The organism is Frederiksenia canicola, assembly GCF_011455495.1.
Classification (GTDB): Bacteria; Pseudomonadota; Gammaproteobacteria; order Enterobacterales; family Pasteurellaceae; genus Frederiksenia; species Frederiksenia canicola.
In genome coordinates, this window is record NZ_CP015029.1 from 814121 (window position 1) to 840863 (window position 26743).

A 26743-nucleotide genomic window follows, 5' to 3' on the forward strand; every position below is an offset into this window, starting at 1 on the left:
TAAGGGGAACAGGTAATGGCGTATTTCATTATTATTGCAGCCTATTTATTGGGCTCAATTTCAAGTGCCGTTATTTTCTGCCGCTTGGCGGGACTACCTGATCCAAGAAAACATGGTTCGGGCAATCCAGGGGCAACCAACGTATTGCGAATTGGTGGTAAGCAGGCTGCATTAGGTGTGTTGCTATTTGATATTTTGAAAGGATTACTACCTGTTTCCGTGGGGTTATATTTAGCATTACCGCCACTTCAGATTGGTTTTATTGCACTTGCCGCTTGTTTAGGACATGTTTTCCCCATTTTCTTCCAATTCCGTGGCGGCAAAGGCGTGGCAACGGCATTTGGTGCTATTCTTCCGCTTGGCTATGCCATTTCAGGGCTTGCATTATTAACATGGTTGATCGTTTTCGGCATATCAGGTTATTCGTCACTCAGTGCCGTGATTACCGCACTCAGCGTGCCTTTTTACGTATGGTGGTTTAAGCCCGAACTCACTTTTCCCGTTGCACTTGTTTGCTGTTTGTTAGTGTATCGTCATCATGACAATATCCAACGCTTATGGCGTGGGCAAGAAGATAAAATGTGGAAAAAACGTAAATAAAAATCCCTAGCCGATGTGTTAGCTAGGGATCCTTTCACACTGCAAGCGGTCAGATCCGAGAAAAATGTTGCAACACTTTTTCGGGATCTGACCGCTTGTTTAGCTATAGAGCTTCAATGGCTTGATACTGCTGTTGCAGTTTTGCCAAGCCGTCAGCGTATTCTGCCATTTTTTCACGTTCTTTGGCGATAACTTGCTCTGGGGCTTTGGCGACGAAGGCTTCGTTACTCAGTTTGCCTTCAATGCGTTTTACTTCGCCATTGAGTTTTTCGATCTCTTTGGTTAAGCGAGCGAGTTCGGCTTCTTTATTGATAAAGCCTGCCATTGGCACGAATAATTCCACGTTAGCGATCAGTTTGGTTACTGAAAGCGGAGCATCTTCGCCTTGAGCTAACACTTTCACTTGCTCAAGTTTGGCGATGGCTTGTAACAAGCGGTCGTTTTCGGCCAAAATTTTGCAATCACTTTCGTTAGTGTTGCGCACCAATAACGTTAATGGCTTACTTGGAGCGATGTTACATTCTGCACGAATGTTACGCACTGCCACAATTACTTCTTTCAACCAACCGATTTGAGTTTCTGCCGCAGGATCAAGTTCGCTTTCTTCCACTTTCGGGAATGGCTGTAACATAATAGTGTCGCCCGATAAATCCATCACGCCTTTCAGTTTTTGCCAAATTTCTTCAGTGATGAACGGAATAATTGGGTGAGCTAAACGTAACAATTTCTCTAACACATTGAGAAGTGTGCGACTTGTCCCCCGTTTTTGTGCCTCTGTGCCGTTGGCAAATACAGGCTTGGTGAGCTCTAAATACCAGTCACAGAATTGGTTCCAAGTGAACTCGTAAATGGTGTTCGCCACTAAGTCAAAACGGTATTGCGATAACGCAGAACGGAATTCTTCAACAGTGCGGTTAAAGCTCGATTGGATCCAACGATCTGCCAAGCTGTATTCCACCTCGCCTTCGCTTAAATCAAGTTTGTCGTTGGTGAGAACGAAACGGCTCGCATTCCATAATTTATTACAGAAATTGCGGTAGCCTTCTAAGCGTTTCATATCCCAGTTAATATCACGTCCGTTGCTTGCTAATGCCGCAAGGGTGAAGCGTAAAGCATCTGTTCCATGTGCAGAAATACCGTTCTCAAATTCTTTGCGAGTGGCTTTGGCAATTTTTTCTGCAAGCTGTGGTTGCATCATATTGCCAGTGCGTTTTTCAAGGAGATCTTCAAGGGAAATACCGTCAATCATATCAATCGGGTCAAGCACGTTACCCTTCGATTTCGACATTTTTTGACCCTGTTCATCACGAATTAAGCCCGTTACATAAACGGTTTTGAACGGCACTTGTGGCTTGCCATTTTCATCTTTAATGAAGTGCATCGTGAACATAATCATACGAGCGACCCAGAAGAAAATGATGTCAAAACCAGTGATTAACACATCCGTTGGGTGGAACATTTTCAGATCTGGCGTTTGTTCTGGCCAACCTAAAGTTGAGAACGTCCACAAGCCCGATGAGAACCAGGTATCTAGCACATCTTCATCTTGTTTTAAGGCTAAATCTGCAGGCAAATTATGCTTCGCTCGAGCTTCTTCTTCGCTACGAGCTACATAGATATTGCCGTTTTCATCGTACCACGCAGGAATACGGTGTCCCCACCATAATTGGCGAGAAATACACCAGTCTTGAATATCACGCATCCAAGAGAAATAGAGATTTTCATACTGTTTTGGCACGAACTGAATTTCGCCATCTTCCACCGCTTTTACTGCCACTTCAGCAAGCGGTTTTACGCTCACATACCATTGGTCGGTTAGCATTGGCTCGATTGGCACGCCACCACGATCACCATAAGGTACTTTTAAGTCATGTGGTTTGATTTCATCTAACAAGCCAAGATCTTCAAAGTCTGCCACGATCTGTTTACGAGCAGCAAAACGTTCCATTCCTTGATATTTTGCAGGAATAAGTGCGGTGTAATTTGTGCAAGGTTTTCCGTCTGTGCCGATAATTTCCGCTTCATCACGAATATCGGCATTTAAGGTCAGCACGTTTACCATTGGCAACTGGTGACGTTTACCCACTTCGTAGTCGTTGAAATCGTGGGCTGGCGTAATTTTCACCACACCCGTACCAAATTCACGATCTACATAATCATCAGCAATAATCGGAATTTCACGATCCGCAAGAGGAAGAATAACGGTTTTGCCAATCAGCGATTGATAGCGTTCATCTTCAGGGTGAACCGCCACCGCTGTATCGCCAAGCATGGTTTCAGGACGAGTAGTCGCCACCACCAAGTAATCTTTACCATCCGCCGTTTTCGCTCCATTTGCTAATGGATAGCGGAAATGCCAAAGCGAGCCTTTGCTCTCTTTGTTTTCCACTTCTAAATCAGAAATTGCCGTATGTAATTTCGGATCCCAGTTCACAAGGCGTTTACCACGATAAATCAAGCCTTGCTCGTGCAAGCGAACAAAGACTTCTTTCACCGCATTAGACAAACCTTCGTCCATGGTAAAACGCTCACGATCCCAGTCGATTGAGTTACCAAGGCGACGCATTTGTTGGCTGATCGTACCGCCTGAATAGGCTTTCCAATCCCAGATTTTATTGATAAAGGCTTCACGCCCATAATCGTGGCGAGTTTTGCCTTCTTCCGCCGCAATTTTACGCTCCACCACCATTTGAGTTGCAATCCCAGCGTGGTCTGTCCCCGTTTGCCATAGGGTATTATTGCCTTCCATACGGTTAAAACGGATTAAGGTATCCATTAACGTTTGCTGGAAAGCATGCCCCATATGTAACGACCCCGTCACATTCGGTGGCGGAATAGCGATACAGTAACTCGGAACATTCGGGTTTTCAGACGGCTTAAAATAGCCCTGTTCTTCCCAGTGTTTATAAAGTGCTTGTTCTACCGCAGATGCCTCAAAGCGATCTGCCATTGTGAATTTTTGAGTCATTTATTTTTTCTCTTTGTGAATATATTTAATCAAATAATTTTTTTACATTTCTAACCATATTGTCGATTTCTGGATCTAAATCACGTAATAATTTCATTACAGAAGAATGTAGCTCACTTGTTTCACTCTCATAAGATTTAGGGTTTTGACTTTGTTTTAATCCCTGTAATTCATATTGAGTTATTAATGCAGAATTCTTCGTAACTATCTCTTTATATGAGATATAAGCATGTCTTATGTTTACTAATGATTCTTTTATTACATTAATATTAGGGTTTTCACCTATAAATTTTTCGTAATCTAATAAATTAGTTTGAATGTTTACAATTTCCTTACCTAGGAACGAATTAATTTTAGCGAAAAAAATTATATTTCCTTCTATAGCAAGTTTAGCTTCTGAAAAATCAAGAGTATTAAAGTAACTATCTATATTCAAAATACTATAATATAATTTAGGTATTAATTCTCTAGTTCTTTGTTTTTTCCAAGTTTCTAGTCCTTTATGTGCAATTTTTAGAGCTTCATATGTAATGAATAGTCCAAGTAATGAAATAAAACTTGATGTAATTGATGATAGATCAAAATTAATTTTATTTATTCCAGCATCTAGCTTCCCTAAAACTAGACCTATCGTAAATACAGTGACACTAATTAATATAATTTCAAACAAATCAAATTTTTTATTCATTTTCCCCCCCGATAGATCTCACCTTTGACGAGTACCTTTTTACTTAAAATTACAGAGCTCGTCAAAGACGAGCACTATCCGATTTATAAGCGGTCAGTTTTTCCGAAAAATTTGCAAAATTCGTTAGAAATCTTACCGCTTGTTATTATAAGGATTATTGCTTTAGTAAGAAATTCTTTATCTTATTTGCTTTCTTACTTCGCAAGCTAAGTTTGTCAAATCTCCCCTATCCCCTCGTAGCTCAAAGAGGGGAACTTGCTCGAGGGAGATTGTAGCACCTCATTCTACTTTTCGATCTTATTTGTGAGCATTTCCACTTCATGCTAATTTGTAGAGATTCAATCCCCTCTTTAGCAAAGAGGGGCTAGGGGAGATTTGGCAGATTATAATTACGAAGAAAATATGATTTCCTTTTGCAAATATTCCGCAAGCCCCACCACTCTTTATCTATTCTCCAAAATCGCTAAATATCGCTCTAATTCTTTTAACTCATAATCCGCAATTAAAGACAATAGTGCACTCACATCTTGCTGATTTTGATGATATTCATCAAAGCATTGGTAATATTTTGCTCGGTCGGTGAATTTAATATCAACGGGCAAATAACCTTGTTTTAATAATTCAAAATTGAGTAATAAACGCCCTGTTCGCCCATTTCCATCAATAAAAGGATGAATACTTTCAAAGGCTAAATGTAACCAACTTATTGCTTCTAAAGGATGAAGAGTGGTCAGTTTTTGCTGATATTTTGCAATTAAGATTGCCATTTCTTCGGCAATTAAATAAGGCTGTGTTGGCTCATTATCTGCCCCTAAAATTCGCACTGGAATTTTACGATATACGCCTCGATTTTCTGCATTACTCATTAATACGAGAGAATGAATATCTTTAATCGTTCGTTCAGTTAAAGGTTCGTTATTTGCCACCAATTCATAGATATAATTAAACGCATCTTTAAAGCCGATAATATCTAAATGTTCCCGAATGGGTTTCTCGGCAATCGTCATACCTTCTTTTAAAATCAACACCGTTTCACGCAAAGTGATGGTATTGCCTTCAATCGCATTGGAATTATAACTGCTTTCAATAATAAACTCTTCACGCAACCGCTGTACTTCGCTCGCCGAAAGTGGACGAAGTTGGCTAATTTTTTGTTTTAAATGGTCAATTTGAGCTAAGGTATTCATTTAATTTGTTCTACATTCTTCTAGATTGATTTTTGATATCTTTTATTTTTGTCTTAAAAAATATACTGTTCCCCAAATACCAATAGCAAGAGCAAAAAGTAGAGCCTTAAAACCTCCAGTAGCTAAACAACCTAATCCTCCGGGACCTGAACTACCTGCACAATCAAGAGTAAGAAATAACGGAGCAGATAAAAAGAATAAAATTATAGTGCCAATCCAAACTAGCAATATTTTCATATATAGATCTCCTTACAAGATTTCCTTCTCTAACACCATATCCAAATGCGGTATGCCATCTTCTAGATAAATTTCCGATATGGGTTGAAATCCTAGAGATTGATAAAACCCTTGTAAATGCGCTTGAGCTTGTACATAAATCGGTTGATTTTGCCAATGTTGTTGGCAGATTTCCAAGGCTTTTTGCATGAGCTTTCTGGCTAAACCTTTGCCACGATGTTCTTTTGTGACCAACACTCGACCAATTGCTACGCCCTTTTCTTTAGGAATAATGCGACAGTAAGCGGTCAGTTTCTGCGAATTTTTTGCAAAAAGGTGCAGAGCAATCAAATCGTTATCATCAATTTCGGGATAAGCACAATGTTGCTCGACCACAAAAACGTCAACCCTTGCTTTATAAATTTCAAAGAGTTCGGGAGTTGAAAGCTGTTCAAACGTTCTACATTGCCACATTACGGTTTACATTTATTTGTTAGAAAAATCATCAGCGTGTGCTTTTTGAGAAATCGACTTCCTTACTTTTCAAGGGAGCGAATTAAACCTGTTCCGTCCCCATCTGCCAGCCCATTTGGCGATATTGCTTATAACGTTCACGGGCTTGGGCTTTTTCGGTTTCATCGGCAGGCACGAAGTCGATCACTTGGTTAAAACTGTTGATGAAATCAGGTATGGTCGATTGCAGAGAAATCAACAGATCTCGCCGTTGGGCGTTGCGTTTGCCTTGCCATGAAATTTCGATGGGAGTGGCGTAAGTGGTGGCTTCGCCCGAGAGATTGTGTGGCACGAAATCATCGGGTTCTCTCGCCCATAACAGCTCATCAATGTTATTCGCTTGTTGCTCGGTCTCGCAGGCAATTAGCACCCGTTTGCCCGCTCGCCACGCCTTTGCAGCAAGATCGCAAGCAAGCTGCTCTGCGGCAGAAAATGCATTTTCTGGGCTGTGGGCTTGGCTGAGAAGATAAAATGTGGCAAGTTTCACGGGTAACCTTTGTCAGTAGGAAAAATGGCTAATTTTAGCTGAATAATGCAGAAATGGAAAATGTAAGCGGTCAGATTTCCCAAAAGTTTTGCCATTTGCAAAAAATGGGCATAATCCGACCGCTTGTAACCCCTTTCCCACCCTCGTTTTTCGGCGAATCAATGTCGTGGTTGTACGTTTTACGCGGTGACTTTACCCATTAACGTGTACGAGGCTACGCGGTTCAAAAATGAAACTGCCCTTCGTTTCCGCAATATGAGTGCTTTGTTCGCTAAGCGAGCGTGGACATTCGCCTTAACCGAAAAACTACCAAATGAGTTAAATATTGTGCTGCCAGTTGGCTTGCTGGATTTGCGTATCGAGTTGGCGATGTTGTTTCGCCACTTGATCGGCTTTTTGGCGGATTTCTCGCACGTTTACCGCCGCTACACTCTTGATTTCACTGCGACTATAGCGATTTTGCTCTGGCATTGCGGCATCGGCAAGGGAAATCAGCATCGAATGTTCAGCTTTCAAGCGATCCCGTTCTGCCAGGGCTTCCACCATCGTGATGCCATTTTCGAGCTGAATTTGATTGTTGGCGAGATTGATCGCCACCACTAATTTTTTCAGTTGCTCTGCAGTTTGAGCGTATTCCGCTAATAATTCCTGCGGATTCTCGCTCGGCGTTTCGCCTTCTTGATGCTGGGCGTTTTGCTGTAAGCGTTGCGTGAGTTGGGCTAAACGGCGTTGTAAATCTGCGCGTTCAATTAAAGCTTCGGCAAGTTTCATCGTTTTTCTCTTTGGAACTTATTCAATTTCGGTTAATCTAACGCAGCGATTGAGCAATTTCAATCGAAAAATCCGACATTTACTTTACAGGAGTTCAACATGGGGTTATTTGATTTCGTATCTGATATTGGCAAAAAATTATTCAACAAAGAGGAAGAGGCTTCAAAAGCGGTCACGGAGCATTTGGCTGAAGACAATCCAGGCGTGGAAGATGTGAAAGTCACTGTTGAAAATGGGGTGGCAAACATCAGTGGTGTGGCATCAACCGCAGCGGCAGTTGAAAAAGCGGTGTTAATGGCGGGCAATATTGCGGGTATTACCAATGTGAATATCGATAATGTGCAAATCGCTAACGGCGAGCAAGTGGCAGGCGATGATGCCTTTTATGTGATCCAAAAAGGCGACACGCTTTGGAAAATCGCGGAAAAAGCCTATGGCAATGGAGCGAAATACACGGCGATTGTCGATGCAAACAAAGAAGTGATCAAAGATGCGGACAAGATCTTCCCTGGTCAAAAAATCCGTATTCCAAAAGGTTTGTAATTCGCAAAATTTTGCTTAGAAGTGACCGCTTGTGGCAACGCAAGCGGTTGTTTTTTTATGCTTTTTATAATTCGTCAGCATGGTGGATCATCACAAAACGTTCCCAAAGCTGTTCGTTAGTTTCGATGTGATCAGGGTCAGTGATGATGCAGTTGTTGATCGGGCAGACTTTCTGGCAGGTTGGCACATCATAATGCCCTACGCATTCGGTGCAAAGGGCGGGGTCGATCACATAGATTTCGTCCCCCATCGAGATTGCCTGATTAGGGCACTCGGGTTCGCACATATCGCAGTTAGTACATTTGTGAGTAATCAATAACGCCATAAAATTCTGTTCTCCGTCAAAGGTGGGCGATTATACCTTTCCCACCAAAAGTAGAAAGTGTTTATACACTTTTTTGCAAAAAATTGCCTAAAACCGACCGCTTGACTATACATAAAAACGATGACAAAAATCCCTTTTTAGCCTATCATTTAGCCCTTATTTTGAGGGACAAACAGATGACCGATTTTGCTTATCTTCAACAAAAACGTAAACAGCTCAAACTCAAAGTGAACGATGTGTGCGAGCAGGCGAATGTCACCCGTGCTTATTTTAATCAGTTGGTAACGGGGAAAATCAAAAATCCGAGTGCAAGCAAGCTCAAAGCATTGCACAGTGTGCTGAACATTGTGGAGCAGCAAAATCAGCGTGTTGGGGTGATTTTCGGTAAATTCTACCCTGTGCATACGGGGCATATTAATATGATCTACGAAGCCTTCAGTAAAGTGGATCAACTGCACGTTATCGTCTGTACCGACACCGAACGGGATCTCAAATTATTCCGCGACAGCAAAATGAAGCGAATGCCGACCAATGAAGATCGCCTGCGTTGGATGCAGCAGATTTTCAAGTATCAGCAAAAGCAGATTTTTATTCACCATTTGGTGGAAGACGGCATTCCGAGCTATCCGAATGGCTGGGAAGGTTGGGCAAGTCGAGTGAAAGAACTGTTTGCGGAAAAGCATATTCAGCCGACGATTGTATTTAGCAGTGAGGTGCAGGATAAAACCCCTTATGAAACCTATCTGAATTTGGAAGTACAGTTGGTTGATCCTGAACGCAATTCGTTCAACGTGTCGGCAACTAAAATTCGCAATAACCCATTCCAATACTGGCGTTTTATTCCGAAAGAAGTGCGTCCATTTTTCGTGAAAACTATTGCGATTTTAGGCGGAGAAAGCAGCGGTAAAAGCGTGTTGGTCAGTAAATTAGCTAATGTGTTTAACACCACATCGGCGTGGGAATATGGGCGTGAATATGTGTTTGAGCAGTTAGGCGGTAATGAGCAAGCGTTGCAATATTCAGACTACCCGCAAATTGCATTAGGCCATAAACGCTATGTGGATTACGCCACTAAGCACGCACACAAAGTAGCGATTGTCGATACCGATTACATCACCACCCAAGCGTTTTGTATGCAATACGAAGGCAAAGCCCATCCGTTTTTGGATTCAATGATTCGTGAATATCCGTTTGATGTGACGATTTTGCTCTCCAATAACACCAAATGGGTAGATGACGGTTTGCGAAGCCTTGGTTCGACTAAGCAACGCCAACGTTTCCAACAACTGCTGAAAAAATTATTAGAAAAATACAACGTCCCTTATATTGAAATTGAGTCGCCAAGTTATTTGGATCGCTACAACCAAACCAAAGACGTAGTACAAGCGATTTTAAATGACGAGGCGATTGCTTTAACTTTTAACGATAACGAGAACAACCAATGATACTGTTTGCGGGCGACCCACACGGGAGTTATGCCCATCTTTTCCCCATGGTAAAAGCACGAGAAAATGTCGCTTTAGTGATTTTAGGGGATCTTCAATTAACCACCACCGCTGAGCTGGATCAACTCGCCCAGCACTGTGATATTTGGTTTATTCACGGCAACCACGACAGTAAAACCGTGGCGGCTTATGATGCGATTTGGGGTAGCCACTGGAAAGAACGTAACATTCACGGCAAAGTGGTAGAGATTCAAGGTAAACGGATTGCGGGGCTTGGTGGCGTGTTTCGGGGGCATATTTGGATGCCACCGCATCGCCCGATGTATTTCGATCCAATCCATTACTGCCAATATTCGCCACAAGAGCGGATTTGGCGAGGCGGTGTGCCGTTGCGACACCGCAGCTCCATTTTCCCGTCTGACGTGGAAGCATTGGAATCGCAAAAAGCGGATATTTTGATCACCCACGAGGCCCCACGCCCACACCCGCAAGGCTTTGCTCGCATTAATCAGTTGGCACGCAAAATGGGTGTGAAAAAGATTTTCCACGGACATCACCACGACAATTTCGATTATCGGCCGATCAATCGCAACAAACATTGCGATATTTACAACATCGGCTTCCGCAGCCTTGCGGATATTGATGGTCATTATCTTCTGGTTGGTGTGGATGATCGTGAAACGAAATAGCTCAAAGCCCAGTCAATGACTGGGCTTTGTGTTGCAAAACTGTGGTGAAATGTGACCGCTTGTTAGGCATTCAAATTCGTTGAGTGGTCCGTTTGAGTTTCGCTTAGGTATTTCGGGCTTTCACCGTATTGGTTGGTGTGCTTCTGACCGTCTTTAAATAATAAAATCAAATACATAATTAATATCGTCAGGCTAAATCCAATCGAAATAAACTGCAAACTGACATCCATATAGAGTGCTTGTGTAATGGCATTCGGATGTAGCGAAGAGGTAAGTTGATAAGCCCGCCCATAAATATAGATTAATGGCAGGTAGATAATGAGCTGCCACCAACCTGAACGCCCTAAGTCATGTAAACGGCGGGTGACTAAGCTGACTGCGGTGATGGTTAACGCATACGAAATGAGATCATAAGTTGAACTCAGAAAATTGCCGAAGCCCGTTAAATTCAACATCATTGCAAACTCTTGAATCAAGGTTACACTGAAACCGATGACAAGCATCATCAGATAGTACCAACCAAACTCTCTGCGGCGAGATCTGCCTTTGAAGTTAAAGGTATTTTTCAGCGTTAACAGAAACCAATTCATTTTTATCTCCTTGTATTTGTCTTTTTTGCAAAACATTGCGAGAAACTGACCGCTTGTGTGGTGTTCGACGCCACAAGCGGTCATTTCTTGCAGAAATTTTGCAAATCTTAGCACAAATTCTGTCAGGTGGTTGTGATACTCCGCAAGATCAGGGAAAATACGCCATTTTACGATTTTAATGAAAGATAGAGAAACCGATGTCACTCAACGATTATCCACAACAAGTTAATAAACGCCGCACTTTTGCGATTATTTCTCACCCTGATGCGGGTAAAACCACGATCACTGAAAAAGTGTTGCTGTACGGACAAGCCATTCAAAAAGCGGGTTCGGTCAAAGGAAAAGGTTCGCAGGCTCACGCCAAATCCGACTGGATGGAAATGGAAAAACAGCGGGGGATCTCGATTACCACCTCCGTAATGCAGTTCCCTTATGGCGATTGCTTGGTAAACTTGCTCGATACTCCAGGGCACGAAGACTTCTCGGAAGATACCTACCGCACACTCACTGCGGTGGATAGCTGTTTGATGGTGATCGACAGTGCGAAAGGGGTTGAAGAACGGACGATTAAATTGATGGAAGTGACTCGCTTGCGTGACACGCCGATTCTCACCTTTATGAACAAGCTCGACCGTGATATTCGTGATCCCATGGAATTGCTTGATGAAGTCGAGAGTGTCCTAAAAATTCGTTGTGCTCCCATCACTTGGCCGATCGGCTGCGGCAAATTGTTCAAAGGCGTGTACCACATTGCCAATGATGAAACCTATCTCTACCAAACGGGACAGGGCCATACCATTCAAGACGTGCGAGTAGTGAAAGGCTTAAATAGCCCAGAGCTTGATGCCGCGGTGGGCGACGATTTAGCTCAACAACTGCGTGATGAGTTAGAATTGGTGCAAGGGGCGAGCAACGAATTTGAGTTGGATGCCTTCTTAAAAGGCGAATTGACCCCGGTTTTCTTCGGGACGGCTCTCGGTAACTTCGGCGTTGATCATTTCCTAGATGGCTTAACCGCTTGGGCACCCGCTCCACAAGCTCGCCAAACAGACGAACGTGAAGTGTCGGCAAGCGAAGAAAAATTCAGCGGTTTTGTGTTCAAAATTCAAGCGAATATGGATCCAAAACACCGCGACCGTGTGGCATTCTTACGGGTCGTTTCAGGCAAATACGAAAAAGGAATGAAGCTCAAACACGTCCGTATTGGTAAAGATGTGGTGATTTCTGATGCTTTAACCTTTATGGCGGGCGACCGTTCTCACGCTGAAGAAGCCTACGCAGGTGATATTATTGGCTTGCACAACCACGGTACGATCCAAATCGGCGATACCTTCACCCAAGGTGAAAACCTGAAATTTACTGGTATTCCTAACTTCGCCCCAGAGCTATTCCGTCGCATTCGATTGAAAGATCCCCTCAAACAGAAACAGCTACTCAAAGGCTTAGTTCAACTTTCCGAAGAGGGTGCGGTGCAAGTATTCCGTCCATTGATGAATAACGATTTAATCGTCGGGGCGGTTGGCGTGTTGCAGTTTGATGTGGTGGTTTCCCGCTTGAAATCAGAATACAACGTCGAAGCAATTTACGAAACCGTAAATGTCGCCACAGCGCGTTGGGTAGAGTGCCATGATGCGAAAAAATTTGAAGAATTCAAACGCAAAAACGAACAAAACTTAGCCCTAGATGGTGGCGATAATCTCACCTACATCGCTCCAACGATGGTGAATTTAAACTTGGCACAAGAGCGTTATCCAGACGTGGTGTTCTTTAAAACCAGAGAGCATTGATTTATATAACTAGTAATGGAGAATTACATCATGAAAAGAATACTTGGTATTTCATTGATATTATTATCTGGCTGTTCCACTACAAGTCCAGAAATGGAGAGAAAAATCGTTGAGTATCAAAATCTAATTACAACTTCAAAAGATATTCTTGTTTTTTATAATTCTAAAGAGGTTCAAGAAATAACAGTTGAGGATAGTTCAGCTGCATCAGCAAATAAATCGGGTGGTATTTTGCCAGCTATTTTGTTGTCTAGCGTTGATAAGGTAGTTGAAGGAAGGAATAGGGCTAAATCAAATCGCTACACAATTGATTTTAATGAAAAATTAAAATTACTCCAAAGTAAAGATTCTATAAATGTTCAATTTGCAAATGCAGTTCTGTCGAACTTAAGTAATAAAGGATACTCAGCTAAACTAATTGATTTAGATCAAGAAAATAGTCAAAGCTATAATAATTTAAAGGGACTTAAAATTATATTAAATATTAAAACAGGCTATTTAAGCCCTGCAAATTCTATATTGCTAGAACCTAATAGAGCGATATCTTATGAGGTTATGTATGATTCTAATATTCTTAGTTCAGGAAAAATAGGAGAAGTAGGAGGATGGATTAGTGATAAATACTCAACTTATGAAACACTAGCAGCTGATGCAGAAAACGCTAGAAATATCTTAAAAAAATATTTAATGGATGAGGTTGATAATACCGTTAAGCAAACATTAACTATTGGTAAATATAATGTTAAACATCCTTAAAACTAATTAATATAGTTATAAATATGAGCGAACAAATCTACGGCATTCACGCCGTGAAATCCTTTTTAGATGTTGCACCAGAACGATTGATCGAGGTGTTTGTACTAAAAGGGCGTGAAGATAAACGATTAACTCCTTTACTCAACGATATACAACGTTTAGGCATTCGGGTGCAGCAGGTCAATCGCCAAGCCCTTGATAACAAAGCACAGGGTGAGGTTCATCAAGGCATTATCGCCAAAGTGATTCCTGCCAAAGAGTTAAATGAAAATGATCTCGATCAGATTTTAGATCGTAAATCCAACCCGTTTTTATTGATCCTAGACGGCGTAACCGATCCACATAATCTCGGGGCGTGCTTGCGTACGGCCGACGCAGCAGGTGTGGATGCAGTCATTGTGCCGAAAGACAAATCCGCACAACTGACCTCAACCGCTCGCAAAGTGGCTTGCGGGGCAGCAGAAACCGTGCCACTCATTCGTGTTACCAATCTCGCTCGTACAATGCGTGAATTGCAAGATCGCAATGTATGGATTGTCGGGACCGCAGGCGAAGCCACTGAAAGCTTGTATCAAGCCACACTGACTGGTGCAATCGCATTGGTCATGGGAGCAGAAGGCGACGGAATGCGACGTTTAACCCGTGAGCATTGTGACCAACTGATCAGCATTCCAATGGCGGGTTCGGTTTCATCACTAAATGTTTCGGTTGCGACTGGCGTGTGTCTGTTTGAAATCGTACGACAAAAGCAAGCTACGCTTTAGATAATAAAATGCCCCTTACAAGCGGTGAGATCCGACTCAACATTTGCAAAAAATAGTGACAAACTAACCGCTTGTTGAAGGGAGGGGGGCGAATTTCTTCCTGCCTTTTCTTCCCATTTTGGGCTCTTCCCCGTATAATCAGCGACTATTTTTAACTTAAATTTTACGATAATGACTTCATGCAATTAATCCGCGGCATTCATAATTTAAAAAATCGAGCAGGGTTTCAAAATGGCTGCGTGCTGGCTATCGGCAATTTTGATGGAGTTCATTTAGGGCATCAGCAAATTCTCCATCGTTTACGAGAAAAATCGGTAGCGTTAAATTTACCTTCAGTCGTGATGCTTTTTGAGCCACAGCCAAGGGAATTTTTCGCAAGACAACAGGCTGAAATGGTTGCACCAGCTCGTTTAATGCGATTGCGAGATAAACTCCATGCGTTAGCGAAATTGGGTATTGATTTTGTGTTGTGCGTTCGATTTGATCAAACCTTTGCACAGCTTTCTCCTGCCCAATTTATTCAACACTTGTTAGTTGAACAGCTCAACATTCGTTATTTAAGCATTGGTGATGATTTTCGCTTTGGTTTGAAACGGCAGGGCGATTTCAGTACGCTTCAACAGGCGGCTGAGCAGTTTGACTTTGCCATTGAAAGCAGCGATAGCCACTGTTTAGAGACAGTTCGCATTAGTAGTTCGTTGATTCGTGAAGCGTTAAAAAAAGATGATTTAGTATTGGCAGAAAAAATGCTCGGTAAGCCGTATTCTATTCGTGGACGTGTTGCTCACGGCAATAAATTAGGTAGAACAATTGGTTTTCCAACGGCAAATATGATGCTAAACCGCCAAGTGACGCCAATCCAAGGGGTTTATGCGGTACAAGTGGAAACAGAAAACGGGCTTTTTAATGGCATTGCGAATGTCGGCAATCGACCGACCATTAATGGCACAAAACCATTGCTTGAAGTGCATTTATTTGATTTCAATGAATTTATTTATGGAAAAGCGATCGAGGTTCGTTTCTTGAAAAAAATCCGTGCTGAAATCAAATTTGAGCATTTCGAGGCGTTAAAACAGCAAATTGAGCGGGATGTTGCCAACGTAAAACAATTTTTTAGCGAGCGTTAAAATGGCTTGGCTCTATTTAATTGTGGCGGGGCTAATGGAAGTTGGTTGGCCTGTTGGATTAAAAATGGCACAGCAGCCTGAAAACCGCATTTTAGGGATTGTGATTGCTGTTGCTTTTATGGCGGCAAGCGGTTGGTTTTTATGGTTGGCACAACGCACCATTCCAATCGGTACATCTTATGCGATTTGGACAAGCATCGGGGCGGTTGGTACGTTTTTAGTGGGGATTTGGTGCTACGGCGATAGTGCAACACTCGGCAAATATTTCGGCATGTTACTGGTGATTTCGGGTGTGGTTGTGCTGAAATTATCGCATTAAATCTCTCTATATCCCCTTTTTTCAAAGGGGAAAAATTTGCAAAAAATGGTTGAAATCAGACCGCTTGTAAAATGTAAAATCGACCAAAGATCGTGATAATTACAACATCCCTTCTAAGCCGCCAGAGCGAAGTAGGGCGTGTTTCTTTAATTCCTTTCTTGACACGAGTAAAGAAAGGGAGAGAAAAACGGAATTCAATTTAAATGGAAAAAACAAAATGACAGACTACAAAAACACACTCAACCTACCTGAAACAGGTTTCCCGATGCGGGGAGATTTGGCGAAACGCGAACCCCAAATGTTGAAAAATTGGTACGATAAAAAGCTCTACCAACAAATTCGTCAAGCCTCGAAAGGCAAAAAATCGTTTATTTTGCACGACGGCCCTCCGTATGCAAATGGTTCATTACACTTAGGTCACGCCGTCAATAAAATTCTGAAAGATATTATCATTAAATCAAAAACTGCATTGGGCTACGATTCGCCGTATATTCCAGGATGGGACTGCCATGGCTTGCCGATCGAATTAAAAGTAGAAGGTCTTGTGGGTAAGCCCAATGAGAAAATTTCGGCGGCAGAATTCCGTGAAGCTTGTCGCAAATATGCCGCTGAGCAAGTGGAAGGGCAGAAGGCCGATTTCATTCGTATGGGCGTGTTAGGCGATTGGGATAATCCGTATTTGACGATGAATTTCAATACTGAAGCGAATATCATTCGTGCTTTCGGTAAAGCCGTGGAAAATGGGCACCTTTACAAAGGTTCAAAACCCGTTCACTGGTGTTTAGATTGTGCTTCTTCTTTGGCGGAAGCTGAGGTTGAATACGAAGACAAAGTCTCGCCATCTATCTATGTGCGTTTCCAAGCGGTCGATTCTGAGCAAGTTTTTGCCAAATTCAACGTGGTGAAAACCACCGAAAACGTCTCTGCACTGATCTGGACGACAACCCCTTGGACAATCCCATCTAACCGTGCAATTGCGATCAACGATAACTTAGATTATCAGTTGGTGCAATTCGGCAATGAATGTGTGATTTTAGCGAAAGATTTAGTGGAAGACGTGGCAAAAGCCGCTGGCGTGGAAAGTTTTACTGTGCTTGGTGAAGCGAAGGGTGAAGCCTTAGGTGGCTTACGTTTCAACCACCCATTCTACGATTTCAGCGTGCCGTTTATTTTCGGCGATCACGTTACCACTGACGGCGGTACAGGTTTAGTCCACACCGCACCAGACCATGGTCAAGACGACTATGTGATCGCGATGAAGAACGGCATCGAAATGGCGGGTTTAATCGGCAATGATGGTAAATTCAAAGCTGACGTCCCCTTCTTTGCAGGTAAAGGTGTGTTTGAATCGAACGATTTAGTGGTCGCGAAATTGCAAGAAGTGGGAGCCTTGCTCAAATTCAGCAAAATCAAACACAGCTATCCACACTGCTGGCGTCACAAAACTCCGATTATTTTCCGTGCGACACCGCAATGGTTTATCGGAATGGAAAAACAGGGCTTACGCCAACAAGCGTTAAGCGAAATTAAAAAAGTGCGTTGGATCCCAAGCTGGGGGCAAGCACGCATTGAGAAAATGGTGGAAAACCGTCCTGACTGGTGTATCTCACGCCAACGGACTTGGGGCGTGCCAGTGGCGTTGTTCATCAATAAAGAAACCGAAGAACTGCACCCACGTACTGTTGAATTAGTTGAAGAAGTGGCAAAACGTGTGGAGCAAAAAGGTATCCAAGCATGGTGGGATCTCGATCCGAAAGAATTACTGGGTGCCGATGCACAACAGTATGTGAAAGTACCAGATACCCTAGATGTGTGGTTCGATTCAGGATCGACCTATTTCTCCGTCGTGAAAGATCGTTCAGAATTCAACGGCAATGAAGCGGATATGTACCTTGAAGGTTCTGACCAACACCGTGGCTGGTTTATGTCATCGTTAATGCTTTCCACCGCAACCGATAATAAAGCCCCATATAAACAAGTGCTTACCCACGGCTTCACCGTTGATGAGAAAGGTTACAAAATGTCGAAATCACTTGGTAACGTGATTTTACCAAGCGAAGTATGGAACAAAAACGGTGCTGATATTTTACGTTTATGGGTGGCTTCAACCGATTACACTGGTGAAATCGCGGTTTCGCACAATATTTTAAACAGTGCGGGTGATACTTATCGCCGTATTCGTAACACTGCCCGTTTCTTATTAGCCAATCTAAACGGTTTCGATCCAAAACGTGATCTGGTTCAGCCAGAACAGATGATCAGTCTTGATCGCTGGGCGGTCAGCTGTGCGTTAGAGGCTCAAAAAGAGATCAAAGACGCCTACGATAACTACCAATTCCACACCGTTGTGCAACGTTTAATGCGTTTCTGTTCAGTGGAAATGGGGTCGTTCTATTTGGATATTATCAAAGACCGTCAATATACGACTAAAGCCGACAGCCTTGCACGCCGTAGCTGCCAAACGGCGTTATGGCATATCAGCGAAGCACTCGTGCGTTGGATTGCCCCAATTCTTTCGTTCACTGCCGATGAAATTTGGGGGCATTTACCAAAAGTGGACGGACGCTCTGAATTTGTGTTCACCGAAGAATTTTACGAAGGCTTATTCGGCTTAGGTGAAAACGAAAAATTAGACGATAGCTACTGGCAAAAATTGTTGAAAGTGCGTGCAGAAGTAAACTGTGTGCTTGAGCGTGCTCGTAACGATAAACTTATCGGTGCGGGCTTAGAAGCGAAAGTGACCGTTTACGCTAACGATGAAATCCGTCCATTGCTTGAACAGCTTGGCAACGAATTGCGTTTTGTGTTGATCACCTCGCAAGCGGTGGTTAAGCCATTAGCCGAAGCCGATGTAGCGGAAGGTGATTTCCCAGGTTTAGCGGTGAAAGTCGAACGTGCAGACGGCGAAAAATGCCCACGTTGTTGGCACTATGCAACGGACATTGGTGCTAATACAGCACATCCACATATTTGTGGACGTTGTGTGGAGAATGTGGCTGGTCAAGGTGAAGTGCGTAATTTCGCATAGATCTTTCCTCTCTATTCAATGCACTTCGTGGGCGTTGATGGGAACTGAATTCAGAGCAAGCGGTCAGATTTTCGATGCATTTTGCAAAAAATCTCAAGAAACCGACCGCTTGTTATCGGAATAGTGAAATATGCTAAATTTAAATAAAAAAGCAAAAGCCAAAAAATTTCTGGAAGCCCTGACATTCTTGCCACAATCGGCAGAGCACGTCAGTTTTTTAGCCAGTAGTGCGGCATTCAAACAGCAAATTCTGAGCCTAATCGCTCAAGCCAAATCTCGCATTTATCTCACTACACTTTATTTTGAGAAAGACGACGCAGGGCAAGAAATTCTTGACGCTTTGTATCAAGCCAAGATCGCAAATCCACAGTTAGAAATCAAAGTGTTAGTTGATTGGCATCGAGCACAGCGGGGGAGAATTGGCGAAGCGGCACAGCTATCCAATGCCGATTGGTATGCCACAATGCGTGAGCAATATAACCTTCCTAAGGGCAGCGAAATCATTTTTTACGGCGTGCCGATTAATGTGCGGGAAGTGTTTGGTGTGTTGCATCTCAAAGGATTCGTGTTTGACGACACCTTGCTTTACAGCGGGGCGAGTATCAACAATGTCTATCTGCATCAGTTTGATCGCTATCGTTATGACCGCTATCATCAAATTGAAAGTAAAGCTTTGACCGATAGCATCGTCAATTTCACCGAACAGCATATTTTGGCAAATCCTGCTGTCTGCCGTTTAGATCAATTCAATCGGCAAAAACGTGAAGAAATTCGACCGCTTGTCAAAGCTTTTCGTAAGGAATTGAGCCAGCAAAGCTACCAATTTGCAGGGCAGCCGATGGCGAGCGATAAATTGATGGCATCCATGCTGATTGGGCTTGGTCGCCGAAATCGCTTGAATAAAACCATTGAAGCGTTGTTTTATCAAGTGCAGGAAAAATTGACGATTTGCACGCCGTATTTCAATTTCCCACGCTCGCTGCGTTCTCGCATTGCGTGGTTGCTGGAGAAGGGTAAGCAGATTGAAATTATTGTCGGTGATAAAACCGCCAATGATTTCTACACGCCACCAGAAGAAAAATTTACGATGGCATCGGCATTGCCGTATTTGTATGAAAAGAATTTGCGGGTGTTCTGCAAGCGGTTTGATAGCTCTATTCAAAATGGGCAACTCACCATTCGTTTGTGGAAACATGAGGCGAACAGCTACCATCTCAAAGGGGTTTGGATTGACCAACGTTACATTTTGCTGACGGGCAATAATCTCAACCCACGTGCGTGGGGCTTAGATGCCGAAAATGCAGTGTTGCTATCCGATCCGTTAGCGGAACTCGCTGAAAAAGCCGAAAATGAACTGTCGCAGATCCGCACGCATACTCAAGTGCTTAGCCATTATAGTGATTTGGAACAGCAGAGAGATTACCCCGCCCCCGTGCAGAAACTGCTGAAAAAATTCGGGCGAGTGAAACTAGATAAAATCGTGAAGATGTTGTTGTAGCTTGTATGTTATTACGGCTTTACTCTTGACAAGCGGTGAGATCAGCAAAAAATTTTGCCAATCACACCGCTTATTTTATTGTGCCATTCGATCTACAACTTCTAAAAAACCGTCCGCAGTTGCGTAAACTTTCTCTTTGCCTTGCGCGTTTAAAATCATATCCGACAGCTCACGAAAGGCGGAATGTCCGCCTGCTCGGGTAAGGACTAAATCCGCTTGAGCTTTGATATAGTCAAAGGCATCGCCCACCGCCACGGCTACCCCACAGACTTCAAACGCTGGTAAATCGAGAGTGTCATCGCCCAAAAATGCGGTTTCTTCAGCACAAACACCTGCTTGTTGCATTAAATCCAAGCAGGCTTGGCGTTTCGACATTTTGCCGAGTTGAAATAATGGAATACCTAAACTTTTAATTCGCCTACGTAAAATAGGCGTATCTCCACCTGAAAGCACCGCCACTTGAATGCCACAAGCAAGCAACATTTTGATGCCTAACCCATCTTTGACGTTGAAATATTTCAAGGCTTCACCGTTTTCGTCATAATATAGGCTGCCATCGGTCAGTACGCCATCAATATCGGTAATCACTAATTTAATTTTTGCCAACTGTTCCATAAGTTTCCTTGTTTTTCGAGAATGAGCGTTTTATTATTCCGAGCATTATAACTTTTTGGAGGAAAAAATGTCGATTTCCGATAACTTAAACCAAATTCATCAAAAAATTCAACAGGTTAGCCAAAAGGTAAATCGCCCACAAAATGCTGTAAAACTGTTGGCAGTGAGTAAAACCAAACCCGTTGAAATGATCGAGCAAGCGATTGACGCAGGGCAACGTGCCTTTGGTGAAAATTATGTGCAAGAAGGCGTGGAAAAAGTGCAGTTTTTTGCGGATAACCACGAATTAGAATGGCATTTTATCGGCTCGTTGCAATCCAATAAAACTCGCTTGGTGGCGGAACATTTTGCGTGGGTACAAACCCTCGACCGCCTGAAAATCGCCCAACGCCTCAGTGAACAACGCCCAGCCAATTTGCCACCGTTAAATGTGCTGATTCAAATTAATATCAGCGATGAAAATTCAAAAGCGGGAATCCAACCCGACGCCTTGCCTGAACTTGCCCGCCAAATTTCACAACTGCCGAATCTAAAATTACGCGGCTTAATGGCAATTCCCGCCCCTGAATCCGATCCCGAAAAACAGAAAATGGCATTATCTGCTATGCATCACTTATTCATCCAACTGCAAACTCAATTTGACGGCATCGATACGCTCTCAATGGGCATGTCAGATGATCTTGCTAGTGCGATTGAATGCGGCTCAACAATGGTACGAATCGGCACCGCGATTTTTGGAAGCAGATCCTAATTGCAAAACGTTAGACGAAACTGACCGCTTGTGGGAACGAGCGATTCCATTAAGGCAAGAAGCGGTCAGATTCGGCGAAAATTTTGCAAATAGAAAATGGTCAGAGAGTTCGAAATTTCATCATTTTCTTTTTGTCTTTCTTAAAGAAAGGAGTATTTTAGTATGCGTAGATTAAACCCTATAGGCAGAGTATGAAGTATAAAAGTGGCAAACAGTTCAAAGATTGGTTGTTTAAAGTAGTGATGATAGGCACGGTAGCGGTATTTGGTTACTTTATGATAAAAGATGCTATTGTTGAAACGTTTGAAAGTAATGGCTACTGTTTTGAGAAGGGTAAATACTTATCCGAAATTTATACTGAACAAGAGCTTATTGACAGAGCGATTGAAGATATTTTAGATTCTATTTATAGCGTATTAGTTCTTCCAGAAGACATCACGTTTAACTTCAGAAATAGGGAGTATTTAAGTGTAGAAGATTTTAAATTTCTAAATCCAGACTGCTGCAAATTAATTTATGGAAAAATACCTGATGGGCTACAGGAAAATGTTTTTTTAAATGTAGAGTTACGTTATTGGATATACTTACCGACCGAACATCGGTATAGAAATTTTACAGATTATATCCCATACAGTTCTTGTGGAATAAATTCTGGAGAATATTAATGGATTTATGGATGTTGACTTAAGAAGATTAAATAATGATTAAACTTATTAGAGACTTCATTAAAGAAATGGAGATTTATAACAAGATTTTTGCTGTTATATATATTGGTTTCATAGTTTCATTATTGGTACTATTTACACCAAAAGTTCTGTTTAATCAACTTGAAATTGAGCAGCAAGAATATCATAACGTAACAGTTAAAGTTATTGGTAAAAGAATGAATGGTAAGCTAGGTAAATATCTTACAATTAATAGACTTAGTAATAAGTGCTATAACTCTCATTGTGGTTTGCCTAAGGATGGAGAATATTTTATTTCAAAAATTAACTTTATTTCAATAGAGGGAAAGGTTTTTATACACTATTTTTGTCTTAAGGAGAGTCAGAGATGTATTTATAATATCAATGAAGATTTTATTGAAAAACAAAAAATAGATTATCTGAGAAATGGAAAATTTGTGGTTGTCGGTTTTTTAATGGCTTTTGGACTATCGCTTTTTATTTCATTTCTGGGTTTTAAACAAAGAAAATTAAAAAAGTAATAATTGTAATGTGAAGTGATTATTAGTGGGAGCTTTCTAAAGGGTAATTTTTATGATGTATAAATTTATAACAAAAAGTTTATGAAAGAGTATGCTATACCAATGATTTTAGCTATCTTTTTATTACTCATTGTATTACTTTTCAGTGTTCCTAAATTATTGGGTTATGACAAAATAGAGTATAAAGACTTTTATAATTTTCAGGTGGATGTTAAAGAGAGTAAATTGGTTGGTACGTTAAATGAATATCAGAGTATAAGAAGTGTTAATGATAAATGTTATTTTTCGTACTGTGGATTTCCTAAAGAAGGGAGATATGAAATTTCAATTTTAAGGTTGGTTTATATAAATAATGAACCTTATATATTTTATTCTTGTGTTAATGGTGGGGAGTGTTTCTATCATATAAATGATTCATTTATTGAAAGTAAAAAAATGAGGATTATGAAAGTACAAAAGTGATTTTGTTTGGTGTGCTATTGGCAATAATAGGAATGATAATGGAAGTTTTAATTAAATCTTTAATTAACAAGAAGAAAAAATGTTAGAGACTGAGCTAAATAACTAGATAAAGTTCTTTTTAACTCATTGTTTAAAAAATGGAAATCTGAGATTTAAAATTACCGTAAAAAACACAACCCTAACAGGCGTTCAGTGCAACACTGAAAACAGTTGGGGTTGCGTTTTTATGTTCATCCGAATGCATACATCTCAATGACTTTCCCCCCAATCTGCAATATACTACGCGGCATAAATTTGAACTTACTCTGACCTAAGGAAATGCTATGCAACCTAAAGCAAAATTTAGAAAAGATTATCGTCCTGTCGATTTTACCATCACTGATATTTACCTTGATTTCCAACTTGATCCGCAAGATACGTTAGTGACTTCAACCTTAACGGTGAAGCGTCAAAATAGCGACGCTACGCAACTGCGTTTAGACGGGCACAGTTTTGAATTTTTGTCACTCAAATTAAATGGCGAGCCGTTTAGCAAATATCAGAAAGATGATGAATCTTTAACCTTAGATTTAAGCCAATTCCCTGCAGAGCAGTTCCAGCTGGAAATTCAAACTCGGTTAAATCCGTCTGAAAACACGTCATTGCAAGGCTTGTACCAATCGGGTGATGGGCTTTGCACGCAATGTGAAGCGGAAGGCTTCCGCCAAATTACTTATATGCTTGATCGCCCTGACGTACTTGCAAAATATCGCACGAAACTGACCGCTTGTAAGAGCAAATATCCGTACCTACTCGCCAACGGCAACCGCATTGCTCAAGGGGAGTTGGAAGATGGTCGTCACTGGGTTGAGTGGGAAGATCCGTTCTTAAAACCGTGCTACTTGTTTGCGGTGGTAGCGGGCGATTTTGATCTCTTGCAGGACAAATTCACCACGATGAGCGGGCGAGTGGTGGATCTCGAAATTTATGTCGATCGTGGCAATTTAGATCGTGCGGGTTGGGCAATGGAAAGCTTGAAACGCTCAATGAAATGGGACGAAGAACGCTTCGGGCTAGAGTACGATTTGGATATTTATATGATCGTAGCGGTTGATTTCTTCAATATGGGGGCGATGGAGAACAAAGGGTTGAACATTTTCAACTCGAAATTTGTGCTTGCCAACCCGCAAACGGCGACCGATGATGACTATATGGGGGTGGAAAGCGTGATTGCTCACGAATATTTCCACAACTGGACGGGCAACCGCATTACTTGCCGTGACTGGTTCCAGCTTTCGCTGAAAGAAGGTTTGACTGTATTCCGTGATCAAGAATTTACGTCAGATTTATGGTCACGCCCTGCAAAACGGATTGAAGATGTACGAATGATGCGTTCGGTGCAATTTGCCGAAGATGCCAGCCCAATGGCTCACCCCATTCGCCCTGAAAAAGTGATCGAGATGAACAATTTCTATACGGTTACCGTTTATGAAAAAGGGGCGGAAGTGATCCGTATGATCCACACCTTGCTTGGCGAAGAAAAATTCCAAAAAGGGATGAAACTTTATGTGGCGGAGCAAGATGGCAAAGCGGCAACTTGCGAAGATTTTGTGTCTGCGATGGAGCGGGCTTCGGGCGTGGATTTACAACAATTCCGCCGTTGGTACAGCCAATCAGGTACACCTGAATTGACGATTGCCGATGAATATGATGAAAAACGCCAAACTTACCGTTTGCACGTTTCTCAAATGACGCCACCAACCGCTGACCAAGTGGAAAAAGTGAACTTGCATATTCCATTGCGTGTGGCGTTATACGGCGAAAACGGGCAAAAAATCAACTTACAGCATGAATTATTAACGGTGAGCGATGTGTTGGACGTGATCCACGAACACCAAACGTTTGAGTTCCACAACGTTCCGCAACGTCCAGTACCTGCTTTATTGTGTGATTTCTCTGCCCCTGTGCGTGTGGATTACAATTACAGCACCGAGCAGTTGCTGACATTAGTGAAATTTGCGGATAACGAGTTTGTCCGTTGGGATGCCGCACAAACTTTATATATCAATGAGTTGCGTGCGAATTTAAGCCGTTTTCAACAAAACCAACCGATGCAGTTCTCTGAGGCGTTAATCGAAGCCTTAACACTGGTGTTGGAAAAGGCAAATACTGATCCAGAATTGACTGCTTTAACGCTCACTTTACCGAAAGAAACGGAATTTGCCGAAAGTTTCAAAGTGATCGACCCTGCGGGCATTGCGGCGGTGCGAGACTTTATGCAACGCAGTATCGCCGAGAGCTTAAAAGATCGCTTGTTGGTGGTGTATAACCAGAATCGTCTGCCTGAATATCGAGTGGTGGCGGAAGATATGGCGAAACGAGCGTTACGCAACGTGTGCTTGTCTTATCTTGCCTTCACCGATGTCGGCAACACGTTGGTGCATAAACATTATCATCAAGCAGACAACATGACCGACACTTTAGCTTCCCTTGCAGCCGCAACTAAAGCTCAACTACCGTGCCGTGATCAATTGTTGGCAGACTTTGAACAGAAATGGCATCATGATGGTTTAGTGATGGACAAATGGTTTATGTTGCAAGCTACCCGTCCAGATGAAAACGTGTTGGAAATCGTACAAGGTTTGTTAGAACATCGCAGCTTTAATTTCAAAAACCCAAACCGTGTGCGTTCATTGATTGGGGCGTTTGCCAGCCAAAACCCAAGAGCGTTCCACGCCATTGATGGCTCAGGCTACCGCTTCTTAGTGGATATGTTGATTAAACTCAACGACACTAACCCACAAGTAGCTGCCCGTTTAATTGAGCCATTAATCAAACTTTCTCGCTACGATGCTCAACGCCAAACCTTGATGCGTCGTGGTTTAGAGCGTTTGAAAGGGTTGGATCACCTTGCTCGTGATCTGTTTGAGAAAATTGAAAAGGCGTTGCAATAATGGCTTGGTATCACGCCCTGTTTTCATTCCAAGGTCGGCTCAACCGTCAAGGGTTCTGGATCGGCTTTGGGATCAATTTCGTGTTCCTCTTTCTATTTGCAAATTTTGTGCTAAATCCGACCGCTTACACCGCCATCAGCGTGATTCCACTGATTGCTTCGGCGTATAGTTTGTCGGCAGTGGCTGTGAAACGCTTGCACGACCGAAACCGCTCAGGCAAAGCCTTGTTAATGGTGCTGGTGCCTGCGGTTTGCTATGCGGCCTCGCTTGGAGCCAGTGGTACAATGGCGTGGCTATTAGGCGTGATGATGCCGCTATTTATCGGCACAATGCTGCTGTTAGAATGGGGCGTTTTTGCGGGCAATCCTGAACCGAACCAATATGGTGAAAAGGGCTTAACGGTCAAATTTAGGTAAGTTGTGGAGACGTATTGTAATGGATGGCACGCGTCTTTCATACGTGCTCTTCACCTTT

General features: G+C 42.4%; 27 protein-coding genes. 17 read left to right on the forward strand and 10 right to left on the reverse strand.

The features are described from left to right. Positions 1-15 precede the first annotated feature (15 nt). Positions 16-600 carry a glycerol-3-phosphate 1-O-acyltransferase PlsY gene (gene plsY / locus A4G17_RS04020; RefSeq protein ID WP_123957448.1) on the forward strand — a complete coding sequence of 195 codons (585 nt, stop codon included), beginning with the start codon at positions 16-18 and terminating at the stop codon, positions 598-600. Positions 601-703: 103 nt separating this feature from the next. Here plsY and A4G17_RS04025 read toward each other — a convergent pair whose 3' ends face one another. The 7 genes from A4G17_RS04025 to A4G17_RS04055 all read right to left on the reverse strand — a co-directional run bounded on the left by A4G17_RS04025 (position 704) and on the right by A4G17_RS04055 (position 7430). Then, positions 704-3568, reverse strand: coding sequence for a valine--tRNA ligase (locus A4G17_RS04025; RefSeq protein ID WP_123957449.1), 2865 nt, complete (start codon positions 3566-3568; stop codon positions 704-706). 25 nt (positions 3569-3593) lie between these two features. Then, positions 3594-4256, reverse strand: coding sequence for a hypothetical protein (locus A4G17_RS04030; protein ID WP_123957450.1), 663 nt, complete (start codon positions 4254-4256; stop codon positions 3594-3596). Between the two features lie 443 nt (positions 4257-4699). Continuing rightward, complete coding sequence (locus A4G17_RS04035) at positions 4700-5443, reverse strand: Fic family protein (protein WP_123957451.1); 744 nt, start codon at positions 5441-5443, stop codon at positions 4700-4702. A 42-nt stretch (positions 5444-5485) separates the two neighbouring features. Further along, complete coding sequence (locus A4G17_RS04040) at positions 5486-5680, reverse strand: hypothetical protein (RefSeq protein ID WP_123957452.1); 195 nt, start codon at positions 5678-5680, stop codon at positions 5486-5488. A 12-nt stretch (positions 5681-5692) separates the two neighbouring features. Further along, the gene (locus tag A4G17_RS04045; protein ID WP_123957453.1) at positions 5693-6133 is read right to left on the reverse strand and encodes a GNAT family N-acetyltransferase; all 441 of its coding nucleotides are present in this window, start codon (positions 6131-6133) and stop codon (positions 5693-5695) included. 82 nt (positions 6134-6215) lie between these two features. Then, complete coding sequence (locus A4G17_RS04050) at positions 6216-6659, reverse strand: DNA polymerase III subunit chi (RefSeq protein WP_123957454.1); 444 nt, start codon at positions 6657-6659, stop codon at positions 6216-6218. A 318-nt stretch (positions 6660-6977) separates the two neighbouring features. Next, positions 6978-7430 (reverse strand): DIP1984 family protein, encoded by a 453-nt coding sequence (locus A4G17_RS04055; protein WP_123957455.1) that lies wholly within the window; start codon positions 7428-7430, stop codon positions 6978-6980. Positions 7431-7529: 99 nt separating this feature from the next. On the opposite strand from A4G17_RS04055, the gene lysM reads away from it, so the two are divergent. Continuing rightward, a complete protein-coding gene (lysM, locus tag A4G17_RS04060) occupies positions 7530-7973 on the forward strand; it encodes a peptidoglycan-binding protein LysM (protein WP_123957456.1) in 444 nt (147 codons plus the stop codon). A gap of 64 nt (positions 7974-8037) precedes the next feature. On the opposite strand, the gene A4G17_RS04065 is transcribed toward lysM, so the two are convergent. Continuing rightward, the gene (locus A4G17_RS04065; RefSeq protein ID WP_123957457.1) at positions 8038-8298 is read right to left on the reverse strand and encodes a YfhL family 4Fe-4S dicluster ferredoxin; all 261 of its coding nucleotides are present in this window, start codon (positions 8296-8298) and stop codon (positions 8038-8040) included. A 176-nt stretch (positions 8299-8474) separates the two neighbouring features. On the opposite strand from A4G17_RS04065, the gene nadR reads away from it, so the two are divergent. Both nadR and A4G17_RS04075 read left to right on the forward strand, forming a co-directional pair. Then, complete coding sequence (gene nadR, locus A4G17_RS04070) at positions 8475-9743, forward strand: multifunctional transcriptional regulator/nicotinamide-nucleotide adenylyltransferase/ribosylnicotinamide kinase NadR (protein ID WP_123957458.1); 1269 nt, start codon at positions 8475-8477, stop codon at positions 9741-9743. Beyond that, positions 9740-10432 carry a metallophosphoesterase family protein gene (locus A4G17_RS04075; RefSeq protein WP_123957459.1) on the forward strand — a complete coding sequence of 231 codons (693 nt, stop codon included), beginning with the start codon at positions 9740-9742 and terminating at the stop codon, positions 10430-10432. Before nadR ends, A4G17_RS04075 begins: the two co-directional genes overlap by 4 nt. Positions 10433-10494: 62 nt before the next feature. On the opposite strand, the gene A4G17_RS04080 is transcribed toward A4G17_RS04075, so the two are convergent. Beyond that, a complete protein-coding gene (locus A4G17_RS04080; protein WP_165894258.1) occupies positions 10495-11022 on the reverse strand; it encodes a DUF805 domain-containing protein in 528 nt (175 codons plus the stop codon). 197 nt (positions 11023-11219) lie between these two features. Here A4G17_RS04080 and prfC point away from each other — a divergent pair, with 197 nt between their 5' ends. The 7 genes from prfC (at position 11220) to pssA (ending at position 20301) form a co-directional block, all read left to right on the forward strand. Further along, positions 11220-12809, forward strand: coding sequence for a peptide chain release factor 3 (gene prfC, locus A4G17_RS04085; RefSeq protein ID WP_123957461.1), 1590 nt, complete (start codon positions 11220-11222; stop codon positions 12807-12809). Positions 12810-12839: 30 nt separating this feature from the next. Then, entirely contained in the window at positions 12840-13565 is a 726-nt protein-coding gene (locus tag A4G17_RS04090; protein ID WP_123957462.1) for a hypothetical protein, read from the forward strand. Positions 13566-13588: 23 nt separating this feature from the next. After that, complete coding sequence (gene rlmB, locus A4G17_RS04095; protein ID WP_123957463.1) at positions 13589-14329, forward strand: 23S rRNA (guanosine(2251)-2'-O)-methyltransferase RlmB; 741 nt, start codon at positions 13589-13591, stop codon at positions 14327-14329. Positions 14330-14508: 179 nt separating this feature from the next. Further along, positions 14509-15456 (forward strand): bifunctional riboflavin kinase/FAD synthetase, encoded by a 948-nt coding sequence (ribF, locus tag A4G17_RS04100; protein ID WP_123957464.1) that lies wholly within the window; start codon positions 14509-14511, stop codon positions 15454-15456. A gap of 1 nt (position 15457) precedes the next feature. Next, the gene (locus A4G17_RS04105; protein WP_123957465.1) at positions 15458-15775 is read left to right on the forward strand and encodes a DMT family transporter; all 318 of its coding nucleotides are present in this window, start codon (positions 15458-15460) and stop codon (positions 15773-15775) included. Positions 15776-15992: 217 nt separating this feature from the next. Next, positions 15993-18803 carry an isoleucine--tRNA ligase gene (gene ileS, locus A4G17_RS04110; RefSeq protein WP_123957466.1) on the forward strand — a complete coding sequence of 937 codons (2811 nt, stop codon included), beginning with the start codon at positions 15993-15995 and terminating at the stop codon, positions 18801-18803. Positions 18804-18933: 130 nt separating this feature from the next. Beyond that, the gene (gene pssA, locus A4G17_RS04115) at positions 18934-20301 is read left to right on the forward strand and encodes a CDP-diacylglycerol--serine O-phosphatidyltransferase (RefSeq protein ID WP_123957467.1); all 1368 of its coding nucleotides are present in this window, start codon (positions 18934-18936) and stop codon (positions 20299-20301) included. Between the two features lie 75 nt (positions 20302-20376). On the opposite strand, the gene A4G17_RS04120 is transcribed toward pssA, so the two are convergent. Continuing rightward, complete coding sequence (locus A4G17_RS04120; RefSeq protein WP_123957468.1) at positions 20377-20916, reverse strand: KdsC family phosphatase; 540 nt, start codon at positions 20914-20916, stop codon at positions 20377-20379. Between the two features lie 67 nt (positions 20917-20983). Here A4G17_RS04120 and A4G17_RS04125 point away from each other — a divergent pair, with 67 nt between their 5' ends. From A4G17_RS04125 to A4G17_RS04150, 6 genes are all read left to right on the forward strand, one after another. Beyond that, positions 20984-21667: a YggS family pyridoxal phosphate-dependent enzyme gene (locus tag A4G17_RS04125; RefSeq protein ID WP_123957469.1), complete on the forward strand. Its 684-nt coding sequence runs from the start codon at positions 20984-20986 to the stop codon at positions 21665-21667. A gap of 191 nt (positions 21668-21858) precedes the next feature. Next, positions 21859-22332, forward strand: coding sequence for a hypothetical protein (locus A4G17_RS04130; protein ID WP_123957470.1), 474 nt, complete (start codon positions 21859-21861; stop codon positions 22330-22332). 35 nt (positions 22333-22367) lie between these two features. Further along, on the forward strand, positions 22368-22874 hold the full coding sequence (locus A4G17_RS04135; protein ID WP_123957471.1) for a hypothetical protein: 507 nt from the start codon (positions 22368-22370) through the stop codon (positions 22872-22874). Between the two features lie 81 nt (positions 22875-22955). Further along, positions 22956-23336: a hypothetical protein gene (locus A4G17_RS04140; RefSeq protein ID WP_123957472.1), complete on the forward strand. Its 381-nt coding sequence runs from the start codon at positions 22956-22958 to the stop codon at positions 23334-23336. 323 nt (positions 23337-23659) lie between these two features. After that, complete coding sequence (gene pepN / locus A4G17_RS04145) at positions 23660-26269, forward strand: aminopeptidase N (protein ID WP_123957473.1); 2610 nt, start codon at positions 23660-23662, stop codon at positions 26267-26269. Beyond that, positions 26269-26685 carry a DUF805 domain-containing protein gene (locus A4G17_RS04150; protein ID WP_123957474.1) on the forward strand — a complete coding sequence of 139 codons (417 nt, stop codon included), beginning with the start codon at positions 26269-26271 and terminating at the stop codon, positions 26683-26685. The genes pepN and A4G17_RS04150 overlap by 1 nt, the downstream gene beginning before the upstream one ends. The last annotated feature ends 58 nt before the right edge of the window (positions 26686-26743 follow it).

What these genes read in the sequence shown, in the direction of transcription:
- A4G17_RS04055 (WP_123957455.1), bottom strand. Translation starts at nt 7,430, where the DNA reads ATGAAACTTGCCGAAGCTTTAATTGAACGCGCAGATTTACAACGCCGT.
- A4G17_RS04120 (WP_123957468.1), bottom strand. Translation starts at nt 20,916, where the DNA reads ATGGAACAGTTGGCAAAAATTAAATTAGTGATTACCGATATTGATGGC.
- nadR (WP_123957458.1), top strand. Translation starts at nt 8,475, where the DNA reads ATGACCGATTTTGCTTATCTTCAACAAAAACGTAAACAGCTCAAACTC.
- ileS (WP_123957466.1), top strand. Translation starts at nt 15,993, where the DNA reads ATGACAGACTACAAAAACACACTCAACCTACCTGAAACAGGTTTCCCG.
- A4G17_RS04075 (WP_123957459.1), top strand. Translation starts at nt 9,740, where the DNA reads ATGATACTGTTTGCGGGCGACCCACACGGGAGTTATGCCCATCTTTTC.
- pssA (WP_123957467.1), top strand. Translation starts at nt 18,934, where the DNA reads ATGCTAAATTTAAATAAAAAAGCAAAAGCCAAAAAATTTCTGGAAGCC.
- A4G17_RS04065 (WP_123957457.1), bottom strand. Translation starts at nt 8,298, where the DNA reads ATGGCGTTATTGATTACTCACAAATGTACTAACTGCGATATGTGCGAA.
- A4G17_RS04040 (WP_123957452.1), bottom strand. Translation starts at nt 5,680, where the DNA reads ATGAAAATATTGCTAGTTTGGATTGGCACTATAATTTTATTCTTTTTA.
- A4G17_RS04130 (WP_123957470.1), top strand. Translation starts at nt 21,859, where the DNA reads ATGAAGTATAAAAGTGGCAAACAGTTCAAAGATTGGTTGTTTAAAGTA.
- A4G17_RS04125 (WP_123957469.1), top strand. Translation starts at nt 20,984, where the DNA reads ATGTCGATTTCCGATAACTTAAACCAAATTCATCAAAAAATTCAACAG.
- A4G17_RS04090 (WP_123957462.1), top strand. Translation starts at nt 12,840, where the DNA reads ATGAAAAGAATACTTGGTATTTCATTGATATTATTATCTGGCTGTTCC.
- A4G17_RS04135 (WP_123957471.1), top strand. Translation starts at nt 22,368, where the DNA reads ATGATTAAACTTATTAGAGACTTCATTAAAGAAATGGAGATTTATAAC.
- A4G17_RS04045 (WP_123957453.1), bottom strand. Translation starts at nt 6,133, where the DNA reads ATGTGGCAATGTAGAACGTTTGAACAGCTTTCAACTCCCGAACTCTTT.
- prfC (WP_123957461.1), top strand. Translation starts at nt 11,220, where the DNA reads ATGTCACTCAACGATTATCCACAACAAGTTAATAAACGCCGCACTTTT.
- A4G17_RS04150 (WP_123957474.1), top strand. Translation starts at nt 26,269, where the DNA reads ATGGCTTGGTATCACGCCCTGTTTTCATTCCAAGGTCGGCTCAACCGT.
- lysM (WP_123957456.1), top strand. Translation starts at nt 7,530, where the DNA reads ATGGGGTTATTTGATTTCGTATCTGATATTGGCAAAAAATTATTCAAC.
- ribF (WP_123957464.1), top strand. Translation starts at nt 14,509, where the DNA reads ATGCAATTAATCCGCGGCATTCATAATTTAAAAAATCGAGCAGGGTTT.
- plsY (WP_123957448.1), top strand. Translation starts at nt 16, where the DNA reads ATGGCGTATTTCATTATTATTGCAGCCTATTTATTGGGCTCAATTTCA.
- pepN (WP_123957473.1), top strand. Translation starts at nt 23,660, where the DNA reads ATGCAACCTAAAGCAAAATTTAGAAAAGATTATCGTCCTGTCGATTTT.
- A4G17_RS04035 (WP_123957451.1), bottom strand. Translation starts at nt 5,443, where the DNA reads ATGAATACCTTAGCTCAAATTGACCATTTAAAACAAAAAATTAGCCAA.
- A4G17_RS04030 (WP_123957450.1), bottom strand. Translation starts at nt 4,256, where the DNA reads ATGAATAAAAAATTTGATTTGTTTGAAATTATATTAATTAGTGTCACT.
- rlmB (WP_123957463.1), top strand. Translation starts at nt 13,589, where the DNA reads ATGAGCGAACAAATCTACGGCATTCACGCCGTGAAATCCTTTTTAGAT.
- A4G17_RS04105 (WP_123957465.1), top strand. Translation starts at nt 15,458, where the DNA reads ATGGCTTGGCTCTATTTAATTGTGGCGGGGCTAATGGAAGTTGGTTGG.
- A4G17_RS04080 (WP_165894258.1), bottom strand. Translation starts at nt 11,022, where the DNA reads ATGAATTGGTTTCTGTTAACGCTGAAAAATACCTTTAACTTCAAAGGC.
- A4G17_RS04025 (WP_123957449.1), bottom strand. Translation starts at nt 3,568, where the DNA reads ATGACTCAAAAATTCACAATGGCAGATCGCTTTGAGGCATCTGCGGTA.
- A4G17_RS04140 (WP_123957472.1), top strand. Translation starts at nt 22,956, where the DNA reads ATGAAAGAGTATGCTATACCAATGATTTTAGCTATCTTTTTATTACTC.